This window comes from Halomonas sp. C10-5 (assembly GCF_057169305.1).
Map to the genome: position 1 here is coordinate 1,193,132 of NZ_CP175665.1, position 16,617 is coordinate 1,209,748.

Consider the following 16,617-nt stretch of genomic DNA (forward strand, 5'->3'; position numbering starts at 1 on the left):
GGTTATTCATCCACCATTCGCTATATTGACAGGCGACAAAGGACGTCGCTTAACAACCCGGAGACATGGACATGGAGCGGTTGAAGTGCTTGATGAATTGGCCCTGATGGAGGCGCAGCAGGAGGTTCACGAGCGGATTGCTCAGCAGGTCCCGCTCGAGGAGACCCTGGACGCCATCGCACGCTGGATCGAGGTGTTGCTGCCGGATGGCGTGCCCGCCTTCATGCGCTTCGATACCAGGCGTCAGACGCTCAGCCTCATTCCCAACCAGCGCTTCTCGCAAGCCTACCAGGACCACCTCCAGGCGGTGCCCATTGGTCCCGATGTGGGCTCGTTCGGCTGCGCGGCCTACTGTCGCGAGCCGGTGAACACTGAGGATATCCTCACCGACCCGCGCTGGGCGGCGTTCCGCGACGCCGCCCAGTGCGAGGGACTGCGCGCCTGTTGGTCGACCCCGGTTCTGACCGCCGAAGGTGAGCTACTGGGCACCTTCGGTATCTACTTTCGCGATCCCAATCACCCTACCGAGGCGAGTCGCCGACGCATGAAGCAGGCCGCGGCGCTGGTAGCCCTTGCGATCCTGCGCGACCGTGATGCCAGCAACCATCGCGCCTTGGCCGAATGGCACCGCTCGCTGTTCGTGAACCACCCCGATGGGGTCTACGAGTTCGATATGGAGGGGCGCTTCCAGCGGGGCAATGCGGCGCTGACGCGCATTACGGGATATCCCGAGGAAGCGCTGATCGGCCGCCATTTCAATGAGTTCATCGAGCCGGCCTTCAGGGAACATACCCAGGCGGGATTCGATATCGCCAGGGAAGGGGGAGCACACCAGTACGAAACCGTCGGCGTCCATCGCGACGGACACTCCTATCGACTAGAGATCCTGAACTTTCCTGTCTCGGTGGATGGTGAGGTGGTCGGGGTGTACGGCATCTGCCGCGACGTCACCGCGCGCAAGCAGGAAGAAGAAGCGCGCCGGCTGCTGGAGCGTGGCATACAGGCCACACCCAATGGCGTGGTCATGGCCGATGCGGCTGAGCCCGACATACCTCTGGTATATGCCAATGACGCCTTCTATCGACTCACGGGATATGCCCCGGAGGAGGTGCTAGGCCGCAACTGCCGCTTCCTTCAGGGTCCGGATTCCGACCCCGAGGCCATTACCGCCCTCCATCAGGCCCTCACCGAGCAGCAGCCTGTGGATGTTCCGCTGCTCAATTACCGCAAGGATGGCACGACCTTCTGGAACCATCTCTCGTTGAGCCCGGTGTTCGATGAGGAGGGAAACTGCACCCACTACATCGGCATCCAACAGGACATCACCCAACATCGTGAGCAGGAGGCCCAACTCGCATATCAGGCGCTGCATGACCAGTTGACTGGCCTGCCCAACCGTGCGGTATTCGATGAGCGCCTGGAGACATCTTTCGAGCAGATCCAGGAAGCATCGGGGCTGTTGATAGTGATGCACCTCGACCTGGACGGCTTCAAGACGATCAATGATGGGTTGGGTTACCACATCGGCAACCAGCTGCTGGTTGCCGTCGGTGAACGTCTGCGTCAGGTGGTGGGGACTGACGATACTCTGGCACGCGTGACCGGTGACGAGTTCGCCCTGCTGTTTCCCGACCTCGACGGGCGCCAGGCAGGTATCGAGATGGCCGAGCGGATATTGAACACGATTTCTCAACCTTTCATGGTCGAAGGCAGGCCGTTGCACATCAGTGCCAGCATTGGCATCTCCTGCAACTGCGAACGTGTGGACTATGCCTACCAGCTGATGCAGCGCGCCGATCTGGCGGTGGCAGACGCCAAGCAGCAGGGACGCAACACCTGGCACTGGTATGAAGGTGACCAGCAACGGATCACCAAGGAGACTGTGCTGTTACGCCATGACCTGCACACGGCGTTGCGGCATGACCAGTTCGAGCTCCATTACCAGCCTATCGTGGAAGCGGTGAACGGTCGTATCCGAGGGCTGGAGGCACTGATCCGCTGGCACCACCCCGAACGTGGGATGATCTCACCCGGGGTAATCATTCCGCTGGCCGAGCAGACCGGTCAGATCATCCCACTGGGGCGCTGGATCCTGCGTCGCGCCTGTCAGGACGCCGCTGCCATGCGTGACAGAGGTGGGCTTGCGGGACCGGTTGCCGTGAACATCTCCTCGCTGCAGTTCCGCCGTACTGGTTTTCTGGAGGATGTTAGGACAGCACTAGACGATGCTGGCCTCCCGCCCGAGTTGCTGGAACTGGAGGTCACCGAGAGCGTGCTGATCGACGGCGCCGAGCCGGCCATCGAACTCATCAACGAGCTCAAGGCGATGGGTATTCGTGTCGCATTGGATGATTTCGGCACCGGCTTTTCCAGCCTTAGCTACCTGCGTGACCTGCCTATCCACAAGCTCAAGCTCGACCGTGCCTTCATCAAGGATATCGGGACCAAACGCAGCGACGCAGCAATCGTGCAGGGGATCATCACCATGGCGCACCACCTGGACCTGGTGGTGGTCGCCGAGGGCATCGAGGCGTGGGACCAGCAGCAGGACCTGGTCCGCCGCAACTGCGACCTGTTGCAGGGCTATTATTTCGCGAGGCCGATGTCCCGGGAAGCTGTCCTGAAACTGCCCGGGCAACTGCCGGTAGCAACGGGGCACTGAAACAGGCCCGGGACTAAACAGCTAGGCTAGATAAGGTGCCATTCCTTATGCGCGTCAGCCGCGAATCAGGCGTGCGCCAGGGGGAACCTCGTAACGGAGCTCGTCGCAGTCTCCGGGCGGTGGCTGCTGCCCATCCGGCCGCTCAGGATACCAGATACGGCATTCGCCGGGAGGCGGCAGGTGACCGCTTGGCACCCCCTGGCTGCGCTCATATCCGGTGCGATAACTGTAGCCATCGGCGTAGACCGCACAGCCCGAGAGGACAATGACCGCCAACAGCGCGGCGGCAGCTCGGAACAGGGATTTCATACACCTCTCCTTGTGAATGGGTGGCAAGGCCATTGGCCCTGACGACATGATGGGCGAAATCGTCTTCACTTGCCCAGTATCAATTATCCTTCACACGACCGGAATTAGGCTATCCGTATCCCCTCAGGGAGGGTGTGAGTCGAGATGCCTGCGGGTGGTCATTGGTCACCCCACGCCAAGAGGATCGGTATGGAGCTGTTTCGCGACCGTCGCTATCGCCACCTGTTCTCCGCACAGGTGATCGCCCTGATCGGCACCGGGCTGACCACGGTCGGCCTGGCGCTGCTGGCGAGCGAACTGGCCGGGGAGCGTGCCGGGGAGGTGCTGGGCACGGCGTTGGCCATCAAGATGATCGCCTATGTGGGCATCGCTCCGATGGTGGGTGCCTATGCCACCCGATTGCCACGGCGCGCCCTGCTGGTCACCCTCGACCTGCTGCGCGCCGCGGTGGTGGTGAGCCTGCCGTTCGTCACCGCGGTGTGGCAGGTCTACCTTCTGATCTTCCTTCTCAACGCCTGCTCGGCTGGCTTCACACCGGTCTTCCAGGCCACGATTCCCGATATCTTCGAGGATGAACGGCGCTACACCCGCGCGCTCTCCCTGTCACGCTTGGCCTATGACCTGGAGAACCTGCTGAGCCCATTGGTTGCCGCGCTGCTGCTGGTGGTGATCTCCTTCAACCTGCTGTTCGTGCTGAATGCGACGGCCTTCCTGCTCTCGGCGCTGCTGGTGGTCAGCGTGTCGCTGCCTTCGCCGCATCCTCAGCCGACCGGCGGCGGGGTCTGGGTCAGGCTGACCCGGGGCATGAGTCGCTATCTCGGCACCCCGCGGCTGCGCGGACTGCTGGCCCTCAACATGGCGGTGGCCGCGGCCGGGGCCATGCAGATCGTCAATACCGTGGTCTACGTGCGCCATGGGCTCGGCCTGGGGGAGACCCAGGTGGCTATCGCCTTTGCTGCCGCAGGTGGTGGCTCCATGGTCGTCGCGCTCAGCCTGCCCAGGCTGCTGGAGCGTCTGGAGCAGCGCCCGGTGATGCTGGCGGGTGGTCTGCTGATGAGTGCCAGCCTGTTGGCGGGGCTGATGGCGCCCGGCTTCGTGGGGTTGTTGCTGCTGTGGTTCGTGCTGGGCGCCGGTGCCTCGATGGTGATGACCCCCACCGGCCGGCTGCTCAAGCAATCCTGTACGGCGGAGGAGCGCCCGGCACTGTTCGCCGCCCAGTTCTCGCTCTCCCACGCCTGCTGGCTGGTGGCCTATCCCTTGGCCGGCTGGCTGGGTAGCGCCCTGGGCATGATGCCCGCCTTCGCGGTCCTGGCCATCCTGGCCCTGGCTGCCACCCTGCTGGCCGCGAGGCTATGGCCGGCGGAAGCGACAGAAGCATGCGCCTGAGCATGCCGTCACATTGAGCCAGTCAGCCGCGCATCCTACGTATCGACGCGAAGCGTGATGCGCTAGTTAAGCGGCGAGCCTTGGCGAACGTCAAGGCAAATACTGGGTAAATATCAGGTAATGGCTTAGGCTTTTTCCATGACTCGAACCATGATTCGCACGGACAAGTGGCCACTACAAGCCACGACGCAGCAGCGACACCTGATGCGTTTGACGCTGGCGGAGTACCGTCAGTTCTGCCGTGCGTTGTCGGTGGTGGTCCTGGCCAACTGGCCGTCGCTGCAGCAGGCCTCCAGCTTTGCCGCTGCCGTGGAGCGGCTGATGCACCCCACCAGTAAAAATCCCTCGCCTCGCCACCACTACTTCGCCAAGCGTTTCTATAAGTTTCCGTCTTACCTGCGCCGAGCCGCCATCGAGTTCGTCAAGGGCCAGGTATCGAGCTACCTGACCCGCTATTGGGCCTGGCAGTCGGGAGATCGCCAGCGGAAAAATGCCCAGCCACCGCGCTTCAACCCCGTGGCCGGCTGCTATCCGGCGATGTATCGCGGGCAGTTGGTCAAGTTCGATGCCGACTTCACCACCGCCAGCCTGAAGCTGTGGGATGGCAAGGAGTGGCTGTGGCATAACGTGGCGATCAAGGCGGTACGTCAGCGCCATCTTCTCGGCACGGTGAAGTCGCCCACCCTGGTGCTCAATCGACGCTGCCACCTGGCGGTGCCGGTGGCGTTGGCGCCTCAATCCCTCCCTGACCAGCAGCGCGTATGCGCCGTGGACGTGGGGATCAATACGCTGGCCACGGCCAGCATCGTGACACCGGACGGCACTGTCGCAGCGCGTGGATTCTTCCACCCCGCCGCGGACATAGACCGTCGCGACAAGCGCGCCACGCTGATTCGCCGCAAGGCGCGCAAGACCGCCAGGCTCTCGAAAGGGTTCGGGCGGACATGGTATCGCAAGGCCCAGCACATCAACGAGGACATCGCCCAGCAGACCTCCCGTCGACTGGTCGACTTCGCACTGGCACAGGGAGCCGATGTGATCGTGCTGGAAGACCTGAAGGGCGGGCGCCCCAAGGCTGGCAAGAAGCGGTCGGGACTTCGCCAGCGCTTTCATCAGTGGCTGCATCGCTGGCTGGCCACGCTGATCGAGCAGAAAATGGCCGAGGCGGGTGGTCGGGTTGTCTACGTCTATGCCCGGGGCACGTCTTCCTGGGCTTTCGATGGCTCGGGTCGCGTCAAGCGGGACAAGGCACAGCACGAACTGGCTACCTTTCCGAACGGCAAGCAGTACAACGCCGACCTCAACGCCAGCTACAACATCGGTGCCCGCTATTGGGCTTGGAAACACAAGCTGACCCGCCGCAAGGACGGGCAGTTGTCAGCGGGCAGAAGCTCCCCTGGCAAACCGAGAACACCGGTCACGCTCTCAACGCTCTGGCGGCGAGAGCCTGAAGCCCCGCATCAATGCGTCGCATGATGCGTGGGAGTGTTCACGAGAGAGACCGATGACATCCCTTGCCAGGACCACATCGCTGATCGCTGCCACCCTGGCCCTGCTGGTGGGTGGTGCCCAGGCTCAGGAGGGCACCGCCGAAGGCCTGGTGGCCGGCATGGAGCGTGCAGACATGACCTATCGCGAGCTGATGGAGGTCATGGGCGGCGCCTCCGGCCTGATGCTTGAAGGCATCCTGCGGCAGAATCCGCAGATGGTGAAGAGCGGGGCCAACATCATCCTCACCCATCCGGCACCGAGCCACGACCCCTGGACCATCATGGCGGAAGGGGACCAGGCCGGGTTCAAGTCCAGCCTGGTCTCCTTCGACAAGCTGCTGGATGAATATTCCGAGGGCACCGCCGAAGCGGCGGCAGCGCGGGACTGGCCCGCCGCCAGCCAGTCCCTGCAGGAACTGAATACCGCCTGCGTCACCTGCCATGCCATGTGGAAGGACAAGGTAAAGTAACTGGTGCGGGGCACCGCGCTGGTGTATCGAGCGGCGGCCCAGCGAATTGACGCCCTCCCGCCGGATTGCTAGTTTACGCGCACTCTCAGGTGCCGATGGATGACGCTCCATCGGGTAAACGGGAAGTCGGTTCGCGGTGTTCTTCACAACAACCCGCCACTCCGACGCTGCCCCCGCAACGGTGATCGAGATACGAGCTGCCACAACGCCACTGTGCCTGACGGCATGGGAAGGCGGCGGTTCCGAAGCAGGCCAGGCTTCAAGCCAGCCCTTCGCTCGTCAGCCCGGAGACCGGCCCGAGAGCTCATGCCGGATCGCGGAGGGCGGTCGTGGGGCTGGGCACGCGTCGACATTTCCTTTCGCCGACTTCCTCCCTTCCTCGCCTCTTCTCGCCGGCTCCATAAAAGAATGAGCGCCGTGCGGGTGAGCACGGCGAGCAAGGGACAGAAAATGAACACTTCGCATGTCTTCCGTGGCCTGAGGGGTTTTGCCCTGGCCGCACTGCCGCTGGCCGTCATCTCCCACGCCGCCTCGGCACAGGACGAGGCGGCCGACCGTGCCGACGCTCCCCAGACCCTGAACCCCATGGTAGTTACTGCGGCCCTGGCGCCGCGCACTGCCGACGAGAGCCTGGCCTCGGTGACCCTGCTGGATGAGGCCACCCTGCGTCGCCAGGATCCGACGAGCCTGACCGATCTGCTGCGCGGCCAGTCGGGGGTGGATGTGACCACCCAGGGCAGCTTTGGCAAGCAGAGCAGCGTCTTTATGCGTGGTACTGGCAGCAATGCCAACGTGCTGCTGATCGACGGCATTCGCCTGCGCTCCGCCACCAGTGGCGGGGCGGCCTGGGAGTTCCTCGACCCACGCATGTTCGAGCGCGCCGAGATCGTGCGTGGCCCCCGCGGCAGCCTCTATGGCGCCGATGCGGTGGGTGGGGTGATCCAGCTCTTCACCCCGGAAGGGGAGGGTGGGCCCACGCCGCGATTCTCCTTCGGAGGTGGCTCCTTCGACTCCCAGCGCTACAGCGCCAGCCTCTCTGGCGCCGAGGGCGGCACTCGCTACCACTTCGCCGCCAGCCGCTTCGATACCGAGGGACAACCGGTACGCCGCGACGGTGACGACAAGGGCTATGACAACACCACCGGGCTGGTGCGGCTCTCGCATACCTTCGACGGCGGCGCCGAGGTGGGCATGCTGGCGCTGCGTGGACGGGGAAATACGGAATACGACGTTTCGGGCCCTGCCGAGGACGACATCGTTCAGCAGGTCGCGGCGGTCTATGCAGAAGCTCCGGTGACGGATACCTGGTCGAGCCGTGTCAGCCTGAGTGAGGCTCGCGATGAGCGCGATACCGTGGCACCGTCCTATACCTCGTTGTTCGAGACTCGAACCCGCGCCGCCAACTGGAAGAACACCTTGGCATTCGGCCCCCATGAGGTGGTGATTGGTGCCGAGTACAGCGAGGATGATCTTGGCGATAGCCAGACCTCGGGGCTCAGCTACGACGAGGAGAGTCGTAACAACCGCGCAGTGTTCGCCCAGGGTCTGCTGGACTTCCAGCCGCTGACCACCCAGCTCAGCCTGCGCCACGACGACAACGAGGCATTCGGCGAGGAGCTTACCGGTAGCCTGGCATTGGGCTATGCCCTGGATGATCGCCATGTCGCCCGGGCCAGCTACGGAACGGCCTTTCGGGCTCCCACCTTCAACGAACTCTATTTCCCGTTTATGGGGTCCAGCAATCCGGATCTGGAAGCCGAGACTTCCGAGACTTTCGAGCTGGGTGTTCGTGGCCAGTATTCGAATTGGTTCTGGGATCTCGCCGCCTACCAGACCGAAGTGGAGAACCTGATCGCTCCAGATGCCAGCTTCCGACCGGTCAACGTCAACGAGGCTCGTATTCGTGGGGTCGAGCTCTCGGCAGGCGTCGAGATCGATGACTGGACACTGGCGACGGCACTCACCTGGATCGACCCCGAGGATCGCGAGACCGGCAATCGACTGGCACGCCGCGCCAGCGAAGGCCTGCGTGTCGATATCGATCGTGAGCTGGGTGACTGGTCAATGGGCGCATCCTGGGTCGCCCAGAATCACCGCTACAACGATAGCGCCAACCAGCAGCGTCTGCCCGGCTACGGTATCGTCAACCTGCGCGCCGGCTGGCAGTTTGCGCCGCTATGGTCGCTGCGTGCCACCGTGGAGAATGTGATGGACAAGGAGTATGCCACGGCCCAGGGATCGGACCTCGATCCTGATACCTGGGCGAGCATTCCATTCGACTATATCAACGCCGGTCGCAGCGCCTTCCTTAGCGTGCACTTCGGGCAGTGATGATAAATCGACTCTTTCTACTACTCCTCAGCGGTCTGGCGCTGCTGCCCTTGGCGGCGGCCCAGGCTCGGGCCGAGGTGTGTGCCGTGGATGCCTTGGAGCGCGAGGTGTGCTTGGATGAGCCCGCCTCGCGCATCGCTGCGCTGTCACCGGGGGCCACCGAGCTTACCTTCGCCGCCGGAGCCGGGGAACGGGTGGTGGCTGTCGTCGACCACAGCGACTATCCCCCCGAAGCTAGCAAGATTGCCCGGGTCGGCAGCCACAGCCGGCTCGACCTGGAGCGCCTGCTGTCGCTCAAGCCCGATCTGGTGATCGGCTGGGTCACCGGCAACCCCGCCGAGCAGCTCGAGCGTCTCGACACGCTGGGCATGCCGGTCTTCTATATCGAGCCGCGCACCTTCGCCGAAGTGAGCGGTTCCATCGAGCAACTGGCGCACCTGGCCGGTACCCGGCAGGCGGGCGAGGCCGAAGCCGAGCGCTTCCGGAAGGGCATGGCGGCGCTTGCCGAGCGTTACGCCGAGGCCACGCCGGTGTCGGTTTTCTACCAGGTGTGGGACCAGCCGTTGATGACCATCAACGACGAGCACTGGATCGGCCAGGTGCTGCGGCTGTGCGGTGGCCTCAACCTGTTCGGCGGGCTCGAGCGCCTGGCGCCTCGCCTGGACGAGGAGGCCCTGCTGGCGGCTAACCCGGAGGTGATCCTCGCCGGTGGCCGGGGCGAGGACAATCGCGACTGGCTGGATCGCTGGCGTGGCTATCCGGGTCTCACCGCGGTCGCACGCGACAACCTCTTCTTCGTGCCGCCGTCGCTGATCCAGCGGCCCACTCCGCGACTGCTGGAGGGCAGTCGGCGGGTCTGCGAGCTGCTCGACGAGGCCCGTGAACGGCGCGGGGAGGCGGTCGAGTGATGGCGCTGCTTCGCCCCCTCGGGCTGCTGGCGCTGGCCGCGCTGGTGGCGCTGGTGCTTTCCGTTGCGCTGGGCAGCGTGAGCCTGGCGCCCGGGGAGATCCTGGCCACCCTGGGCGGCGGAGGCGAGGCGCTCTCGCGCACCCTGATCCTGGAGCTGCGCCTGCCACGCTCGCTTGCCGCCTTCGCGGTGGGCGGGCTGCTCGCCGTGGCCGGGGCGCTGATGCAGGTGCTGCTGCGCAACCCGCTGGCCGACCCCTACGTGCTGGGGCTCTCCGGGGGGGCCGCGGTGGGGGCGCTGATGGCCATGCTGGCGGGAGTCGGCGGGCTCGTGATCTCGGGCTCGGCCTTCGTCGGTTCCCTGGTCTCGACCCTGCTGGTGTTCGGCCTGGCCCACGGGCGTGGCGGCTGGACGCCGTCGCGGCTGCTGCTCACCGGGGTGGTGGTGGCGGCTGGCTGGGGCGCGCTGATCACGCTGATGCTGGCGGTTAGCCCCGTCGAGCGCCTGCCGGGCATGCTCTACTGGCTGATGGGCGATCTCGCCCATGCTGGCTCCCCCTGGCCGCTGCTGGCGCTGCTGCTTGGCGCCTGCCTGCTGGTGGTGCCTCTTGGGCGCCACCTCAACGTGCTGGCGCGAGGGCCGCTGCAGGCCGCTGCCCTTGGTGTGTCGGTACGGCGGCTGGAGTGGAGCCTCTACCTGGCGGCCAGCCTGCTCACTGCCGCGGCGGTTACCGGCGCCGGCAGTATCGGCTTCGTGGGCCTGGTGGTGCCGCATATGCTGCGCCTGGCGCTGGGCAACGACCAGCGCCTGATCCTGCCCGCCTGTGCCCTGGCCGGTGGCACCCTGCTGTTGCTCGCCGATACCCTGGCGCGTACCGTGATTGCCCCTGAGCAGCTGCCGGTGGGAGTGATCACCGCTCTGCTTGGCGTGCCGACCTTCCTCTACCTGCTCTACCGGGGATCCTGATGGGCGATCTTGCCAAGTCAACGTCGGCCCTGGCGGCCCGTGAGCTGGTGATCGACGTACCGGGGCGCGAGGATGGCAGCGCCTTGAACCTGGGTGTCGAGGCGGGGCAGGTATGGGGCGTACTGGGGCCCAACGGTGCCGGCAAGACCACCCTGCTGCACACCCTGGCCGGACTACGCCCGCCGTGTCGTGGTGAGGTGTGCCTCGATGGACGGCCCCTGGCTGCGCTGCGCCGCCGCGAGGTGGCGAGGCGCCTGGGGCTGGTGTTCCAGGAGCGCCATGATGGCTTCCCCGCCACGGTGCGCGAGACGGCACTGATCGGGCGTCACCCCTGGCTCTCTCCCTGGCAGATGGAGGGCGCCGAGGAGCTGCGACTGGCCGAGGCAGCGCTGGAGCGACTCGACGTGGCCCACCTGGCCGAGCGTCTGGTGAGCACCCTGTCGGGCGGAGAGCGTCAGCGCCTGGCAATTGCCACGGTGCTGACCCAGGCGCCGGCAATCTGGCTCGCCGACGAGCCTACCAACCACCTCGACCTGCATCATCAGACATCGGTGATGGCGCTGCTCAGGGAGCAGGCGACAGAGGGGCGGGCGGTGATGATGTGTCTGCACGACCTCAACCTGGCGGCGCGCTGGTGCGACCACCTGTTGCTGCTCTATCCGGATGGCGAGGCGTGCTGGGGGCCGGCGGCGGCAATGCTGGTTCCCGAGGCGCTGGAGCGCCTCTATGGCCAGCGGCTGGCCACCGCCTGGGTGGATGGCGCGCCGGTGTTCGTGCCGGCGCGCTGAGGGGGTGTGACTGCTCGAGTCAGTCCCAGGCCGGGGCGAAGTCGGGGTTGGCGATACGCTCGCCGCGGTCGAGCTCGGCGATGCGGGCCATCTCCTCCTGGCTCAGGGTGATGTCGAAGGCCGCCAGGTTGCTCTGGATATGCTCGGCCTTGGTGGAGGAGGGGATGGTCACCAGGCCACGGGCCTTGATCCAGGCCAGGGCGATCTGGGCCGGGTTGGAGCCGTGGTCGGTGGCGATCGCCTTGAGGGTCTCGTCCTGCATCACCTTGCCCACCGCAAGCGGCATGTAGGCGGTGACCTGGATGCCGTGCTCCTGGCAGTGCGCCACCAGCTCGCGGTTCTGCAGGTAGGGGTGTACCTCAACCTGGTTGGTGAGCAGCGTCCCCTCGCCGAGGATCGCGATCGCCTGGTCGATGTGGGCGCGGGTGAAGTTGGAAACGCCGATATGCTTCGCCTTGCCGGCATCCTGCACCGCCTTGAGTGCGTTCAGGTAGTCGTCCATCTGCACCTCGCCGTCCGGTGAGGGCCAGTGGATCAACAGCAGGTCGACGTAGGGGGTGTCGAGCCGATCCAGGCTCTCGTCGACGCTGGCCTCCAGATCGCCGGGGCGCAGCCGGTCGTGCCACACCTTGGTGGTGAGGAAGATCTCCTCGCGTGGTATGTCGCTTTCGCGTAGCGCCTCGCCGACCTCGGCCTCGTTGCCGTAGAACTGGGCGGTGTCGACATGCCGATAGCCTGCCGCCAGGGCGCTCTTCACGCTCTCCTTGAGGACCTCGCCTTCCAGGCGGAAGGTGCCGAAACCGGGATTGGGAATGCGCGTCATGGGCGACTCCTTGTCGATGGATGGCGGGCCCGCCGCGGCGAGCCGTTGCCTTTTCACCTTGGGGCTCGGTCCCGCTCCTTCAAGGCCGCGTCGCTATCATGGCGCACTCGAGTCTAGAGCGAGACCTGATCGATGAAGCGGCGGAAGTACATCTCGACCCGCAGGGTCAGTGCCCAGCGTGGGTCACGGTCGACCTCGCGAGGGAAGTGCAGCGCCGGGGCGACGTCGAGGAAGGTGAAGCCCTTGTGGATATCGCGGCGGAAACGCAGCTGCAGGTAGCTGTCCTCGATGGTGGTGTGGGAGAGGCTCTCGCCCAGCACCACGGCGGAGTAGCGCAGCACGCTGCGACTGCTGATGCGCTGGTTGAGTTCGGCAGTCTGGCTGAACTCCAGCGTGTCCACTTCCTCACGCCACTGCGCGTTGCTGATGAAGCGCAAGTGACGCTTCTCGTCCACCGGGCGGCCCAGATCCCAGCGGGTGCGCGCCGAGTAGCCGTCGTCGTTGAACCAGGAGAAGCGGTTGTCGCTGTGCAGCTGCCAGGGGCCGTCGTCCAGGGTCCACAGCCGTTCGGAGGTGACGCGGGCGTAGGTCTCCAGCGGCAGGCGGAGCTTGACGCCGCCGCCGAGCTCGGTGTTCCACTCCCGGGTGCGGTCGCCTTCCCCCATGGTGCGCAGTCCCACCAGCACGTCCTCGATGCTGTCGACGCGGTCGTCGGTCAGCGAGGACTCCTGTTCGCCGAGAGTGCCGCGAGTCTCCTCCGGCTCGCTCTCGATGATCAGGCGCAGGCGCTCCTCGGTGGTGGGCAGGTCGAGGCGGAAGCGGGCGCCCAGGTCCTGGTCGAACTCCTCGCCCTCCTTCCAGGCGAACTCCTGGCTGATGCGCAGGTAGGAGTCGGAGTCCACGGTCAGCGCGTCGGTGGTACCGAAGAAGCCGTCGATGCTGCGGGACGTGCCATCCACCCAGTCGGTCATGGTGGCGTGGAAGGGGCCGATACGCTTTTCCGCCCATTCGGGCAGGTCGCTATCGTCATGGGGCATCTGAGTGTCGGCCTGGGCATGGGGCATCAGGCTCAGCGATGCGGCAAGGGCGATGAGCGCCTTTCTCATCTCTAGGATCTCGCGTGAATACGTTCACGGCAGTCTATCCGAACCAGCCCTTCATGACCTCGGTAATTCGGCGCATTTCCTGTGCCGAAATGGTATCGGTACCGGTTGTGGCGAGATGTCCAGCATCACGATGATGGAGCGTTACGCGCATCTTGCGCCGCATCGGGTCCGGGGAGCGTCAACCGCCTGAGTCACAATACGGTCACATCAGGAAATCCGGTACATCGACTAGACGATGCTAGGAGGGGAGAAGCTAGGGGGAAATCGAATGGTGCGGATGGGGAGACTTGAACTCCCACGCCCGAAGGCACCAGAACCTAAATCTGGCGTGTCTACCAATTCCACCACATCCGCACGGCAGGCGTCGTATTTTACGGACGCCCCGAGGCAAGTCAATTGCCATCACAGCGTCCGAGCCGATCGTTTTAGCAGATGCTCACTTGCCGCTCGCGTCATAGGCGAGATCGACGGAGCCCGCTTCGCTGATCTGGTGTGCCAGCTCGACTTCCGGTGAGGCCTGCCGGCGAGTAGCGTCGGCGCAGCCAGTAGGCATGCTGGAATCCACTGGTTCGGAATGCAGGCCGAGCCTGGTGAACAGCGCCCGGTCGTGCTCCGCCTGGGGGTTGGCGGTGGTCAGCAGTTGCTCGCCATAGAAGATCGAGTTGGCCCCGGCCAGGAAGGCCAGTGCCTGGGTCGCATCATCCATCTGCTCGCGGCCGGCGGAGAGTCTCACGTGGCTCTTCGGCATCAGGATGCGAGCTACGGCGATGGCCCGGATGAACTCGATGGGGTCGAGGTCGGGAGCGTTCTCGAGCGGCGTGCCGGGCACCTTGACCAGCATGTTGATGGGCACCGATTCCGGGTGCGGATCGAGGTGTGCCAGTTGCTGGAGCAGGGCGGCGCGGTCGCGGGGTGCCTCGCCCATGCCCAGTATCCCGCCGGAACACACCTTCATGCCCGCCTCGCGCACGTGGCCCAGGGTCGCCAGGCGGTCGGCGTAGGTGCGGGTGGTGATGATCTCGCCGTAGTACTCCGGTGAGGTGTCGAGGTTGTGGTTGTAGTAATCGAGGCCGGCCTCGGCCAGGAGCCCCGCCTGGTCATCATCGACCATGCCCAGGGTCATGCAGGTCTCGAGCCCCAGCGCCTTGACGCGGCGCACCATCTCCAGCACCACCTCCAGGTCACGCTCGCGGGGGCTCTTCCAGGCCGCCCCCATGCAGAAGCGGCTGGCGCCGGCGTCCTTGGCCGCCCGGGCCCGCTCCACAACCTTTTCGATCTCCAGCAGCTTCTCCCTGCCCAGGCCGGTGTTGTAGTGGCCGGACTGCGGACAGTACTTGCAGTCCTCGGGGCAGGCGCCGGTCTTGATCGAGAGCAGGGTGGAGACCTGTACGGCGTTGGGGTCGAAGTGGGCGCGATGCACCCGCTGGGCCTGGAACAGCAGGTCGTTGAAGGGCAGCGCGAAGATCGCCTTGATCTCGTCGAGGGTCCAGTCGTGGCGCACCTCGCCCGGGGTGGCTAGGTTCTGGGTATCGGCTGCACCGGAAGGCGGCGTCGGAGTCATGGGGAAGTGCCTATGGTCAACTTTGTGAGAATTAACAAGTTGACGGATAGCTTACGGTGCGAGATGGCGATGTCAACTCGTGTTTATCTTCTGGTTGACAGGGTGCTGCGCCGGGCCCTGCCGGGGCGATGCGCCTTCTGCCTCGCGCCGGTCCTCGCCGAGCGGCCCTGGTGCCAGGCCTGCTTCGAGGGGCTGTCGTGGAACCTGCCCGCATGCCCCGTGTGTGGCGAGCCGCAGCCCGAGGCGTGGCGGGGCCGGACGTGTGGCACCTGCCTGCGACGGCCACCGGCCTTCGTGCGTACTCGGGCACCGTTGCGCTACAACGACGAGATCGCCTGGCTGGTGCGGCGCTTCAAGTTCCAGGCCTCACCGCGGGCCGGAACGGTGCTGCTGGCGCTGCTGGAAACGGCACTGAGCGAGCGGGCGAGCACCTGGCCCCAGGCACTGGTGCCGGTACCGCTGCATGCGTATCGCGCCCGCGGGCGTGGCTTCGACCAGGCCGAGTGGCTGGCGACACGACTAGCCAGGCGACTGGGGGTGCCGCTGCTGCGTGGCCGACGCCTGCACGATACGCCCAGTCAGCGTGGGCTCAGCCGCAGCGAACGGCGAGCCAACCTGCGTGGAGGCTTCCGGGTGGAGGTCGCCTTGCCGCCCCGAGTGGCGCTGCTCGACGACGTGATGACGACCGGGGCGACCCTGGATGCCCTGGCTCGCGCCTGTCTGGCCGCCGGAGCCGAGGAGGTGGAGGCTTGGGCCGTGGCACGCACGCCACTGGGGGAAATATGAGCGAAGCCTGGTAGAGTGGGGTTTTCCTTGGAGGATGGACCATGGATGCTGATCTGCACCCCTTCTCCACGCTGTCTCCCGCCCGGGTCGTGGCGGCCATCGAGTCGCTGGGTTTCTGGCTGCCCGGCGAGCCCTTCGCGTTGAACAGCTACGAGAACCGCGTCTACCTGGTCCACGATGACGAGCGCCGTCGCTGGGTGGCCAAGTTCTATCGCCCGGAACGCTGGAGCGATGCGCGCATCCAGGAGGAGCATGACTTCCTCGCCGAACTCGCGCTGGCGGACGTGGCGGTGGCAGCACCCTGGCGCGACGCCGAAGGGCGCAGCCTGCAGTATGCCGAGGGCTTTCACTTTGCGCTGTTTCCGCAACTGCCGGGTCAGGCGCCGGAGCTGGAGAACCCCGCCCACCTGTTTGCCCTGGGCGAGCTGATCGGCAGCGTCCATGCGGTGGGTGAGCGGAAGCCCTTCAGGCACCGCGGCGCCATGGACCTGGATGGCATGGTGCGCGACGCCCGCGAGCGTGTGCTCGCCGGCCCCTGGCTGGGTCGCCTTCAGCGCCAGGCCTATGAGCGTGTCACGACGGCGCTGCATGAAGCGCTGGCGGCATATCGCTGGGACCCAGAGCAGGCGATACGCGTCCATGGTGACTGCCATATCGGCAATATCCTGGGTCGCGACGAACACTTCGCGCTGGTGGACTTCGACGATTGCCTGATGGCCCCGGCGGTGCAGGACCTGTGGATGCTGATCACCGCGCAGGCCCCGGAGGAGCGGCACATGCAGCTCTCGGAGGTGATCGAAGGCTACGAGCAGCACCGCGAGTTCGACCGCCGCGAACTGGCCCTGGCCGAGCCGCTGCGTACCCTTCGCCTGCTGCGTCACAGCGCCTGGCTGGTTTCACGCTGGGAGGACCCGGCCTTTCCGGTAGCCTTTCCCTGGCTGGCAGATGCGGGTTACTGGGACGGCCATATCAGGACCCTGGAGCAGCAGCGTCAGGCGCTCGAGCGGGCGCCGCGCTGGTTGGCATGAAGAC

Annotated in this window: 14 protein-coding genes, 1 tRNA gene and 1 riboswitch; of the genes, 10 read left to right on the forward strand and 5 right to left on the reverse strand. The window is 65.5% G+C overall.

Annotation, left to right across the window (positions count from 1 at the left end; genetic code table 11):
- Positions 1-85 precede the first annotated feature (85 nt).
- Positions 86-2,662 (forward strand): EAL domain-containing protein, encoded by a 2,577-nt coding sequence (locus ACJ7IV_RS05625; protein ID WP_483866146.1) that lies wholly within the window; start codon positions 86-88, stop codon positions 2,660-2,662.
- A 54-nt stretch (positions 2,663-2,716) separates the two neighbouring features.
- On the opposite strand, the gene ACJ7IV_RS05630 is transcribed toward ACJ7IV_RS05625, so the two are convergent.
- Complete coding sequence (locus ACJ7IV_RS05630) at positions 2,717-2,971, reverse strand: hypothetical protein (protein WP_483866147.1); 255 nt, start codon at positions 2,969-2,971, stop codon at positions 2,717-2,719.
- Positions 2,972-3,160: 189 nt separating this feature from the next.
- Here ACJ7IV_RS05630 and ACJ7IV_RS05635 point away from each other — a divergent pair, with 189 nt between their 5' ends.
- The 7 genes from ACJ7IV_RS05635 (at position 3,161) to ACJ7IV_RS05665 (ending at position 11,309) form a co-directional block, all read left to right on the forward strand.
- Positions 3,161-4,357, forward strand: a complete 1,197-nt coding sequence (locus ACJ7IV_RS05635) for an MFS transporter (RefSeq protein WP_483866148.1) — start codon at positions 3,161-3,163, stop codon at positions 4,355-4,357.
- A 150-nt stretch (positions 4,358-4,507) separates the two neighbouring features.
- Positions 4,508-5,833, forward strand: coding sequence for an IS200/IS605 family accessory protein TnpB-related protein (locus ACJ7IV_RS05640; RefSeq protein WP_483866149.1), 1,326 nt, complete (start codon positions 4,508-4,510; stop codon positions 5,831-5,833).
- Between the two features lie 28 nt (positions 5,834-5,861).
- A complete protein-coding gene (locus ACJ7IV_RS05645) occupies positions 5,862-6,317 on the forward strand; it encodes a hypothetical protein (protein WP_483866150.1) in 456 nt (151 codons plus the stop codon).
- A gap of 70 nt (positions 6,318-6,387) precedes the next feature.
- Positions 6,388-6,631, forward strand: a riboswitch (cobalamin riboswitch).
- A 136-nt stretch (positions 6,632-6,767) separates the two neighbouring features.
- On the forward strand, positions 6,768-8,648 hold the full coding sequence (locus ACJ7IV_RS05650) for a TonB-dependent receptor domain-containing protein (protein WP_483866151.1): 1,881 nt from the start codon (positions 6,768-6,770) through the stop codon (positions 8,646-8,648).
- Entirely contained in the window at positions 8,648-9,556 is a 909-nt protein-coding gene (locus tag ACJ7IV_RS05655) for a cobalamin-binding protein (protein ID WP_483866152.1), read from the forward strand. The genes ACJ7IV_RS05650 and ACJ7IV_RS05655 overlap by 1 nt, the downstream gene beginning before the upstream one ends.
- Positions 9,556-10,521: a FecCD family ABC transporter permease gene (locus tag ACJ7IV_RS05660; protein ID WP_483866153.1), complete on the forward strand. Its 966-nt coding sequence runs from the start codon at positions 9,556-9,558 to the stop codon at positions 10,519-10,521. The genes ACJ7IV_RS05655 and ACJ7IV_RS05660 overlap by 1 nt, the downstream gene beginning before the upstream one ends.
- Positions 10,521-11,309, forward strand: coding sequence for an ABC transporter ATP-binding protein (locus ACJ7IV_RS05665; RefSeq protein WP_483866154.1), 789 nt, complete (start codon positions 10,521-10,523; stop codon positions 11,307-11,309). The genes ACJ7IV_RS05660 and ACJ7IV_RS05665 overlap by 1 nt, the downstream gene beginning before the upstream one ends.
- Positions 11,310-11,328: 19 nt before the next feature.
- Here the strand turns inward: ACJ7IV_RS05665 and dkgB are convergent, their stop codons facing one another.
- From dkgB to bioB, 4 genes are all read right to left on the reverse strand, one after another.
- Positions 11,329-12,132, reverse strand: coding sequence for a 2,5-didehydrogluconate reductase DkgB (gene dkgB / locus ACJ7IV_RS05670; RefSeq protein ID WP_483866155.1), 804 nt, complete (start codon positions 12,130-12,132; stop codon positions 11,329-11,331).
- A 113-nt stretch (positions 12,133-12,245) separates the two neighbouring features.
- Positions 12,246-13,238: a hypothetical protein gene (locus ACJ7IV_RS05675; RefSeq protein WP_483866156.1), complete on the reverse strand. Its 993-nt coding sequence runs from the start codon at positions 13,236-13,238 to the stop codon at positions 12,246-12,248.
- A 269-nt stretch (positions 13,239-13,507) separates the two neighbouring features.
- A tRNA-Leu gene (locus ACJ7IV_RS05680) sits at positions 13,508-13,592 on the reverse strand.
- Positions 13,593-13,674: 82 nt separating this feature from the next.
- Entirely contained in the window at positions 13,675-14,799 is a 1,125-nt protein-coding gene (gene bioB, locus ACJ7IV_RS05685; protein WP_483866157.1) for a biotin synthase BioB, read from the reverse strand.
- Positions 14,800-14,868: 69 nt separating this feature from the next.
- On the opposite strand from bioB, the gene ACJ7IV_RS05690 reads away from it, so the two are divergent.
- Together ACJ7IV_RS05690 and ACJ7IV_RS05695 are read left to right on the forward strand one after the other, a co-directional pair.
- Positions 14,869-15,585: a double zinc ribbon domain-containing protein gene (locus ACJ7IV_RS05690; RefSeq protein WP_483866158.1), complete on the forward strand. Its 717-nt coding sequence runs from the start codon at positions 14,869-14,871 to the stop codon at positions 15,583-15,585.
- A 41-nt stretch (positions 15,586-15,626) separates the two neighbouring features.
- Positions 15,627-16,613, forward strand: coding sequence for a serine/threonine protein kinase (locus ACJ7IV_RS05695; protein WP_483866159.1), 987 nt, complete (start codon positions 15,627-15,629; stop codon positions 16,611-16,613).
- The last annotated feature ends 4 nt before the right edge of the window (positions 16,614-16,617 follow it).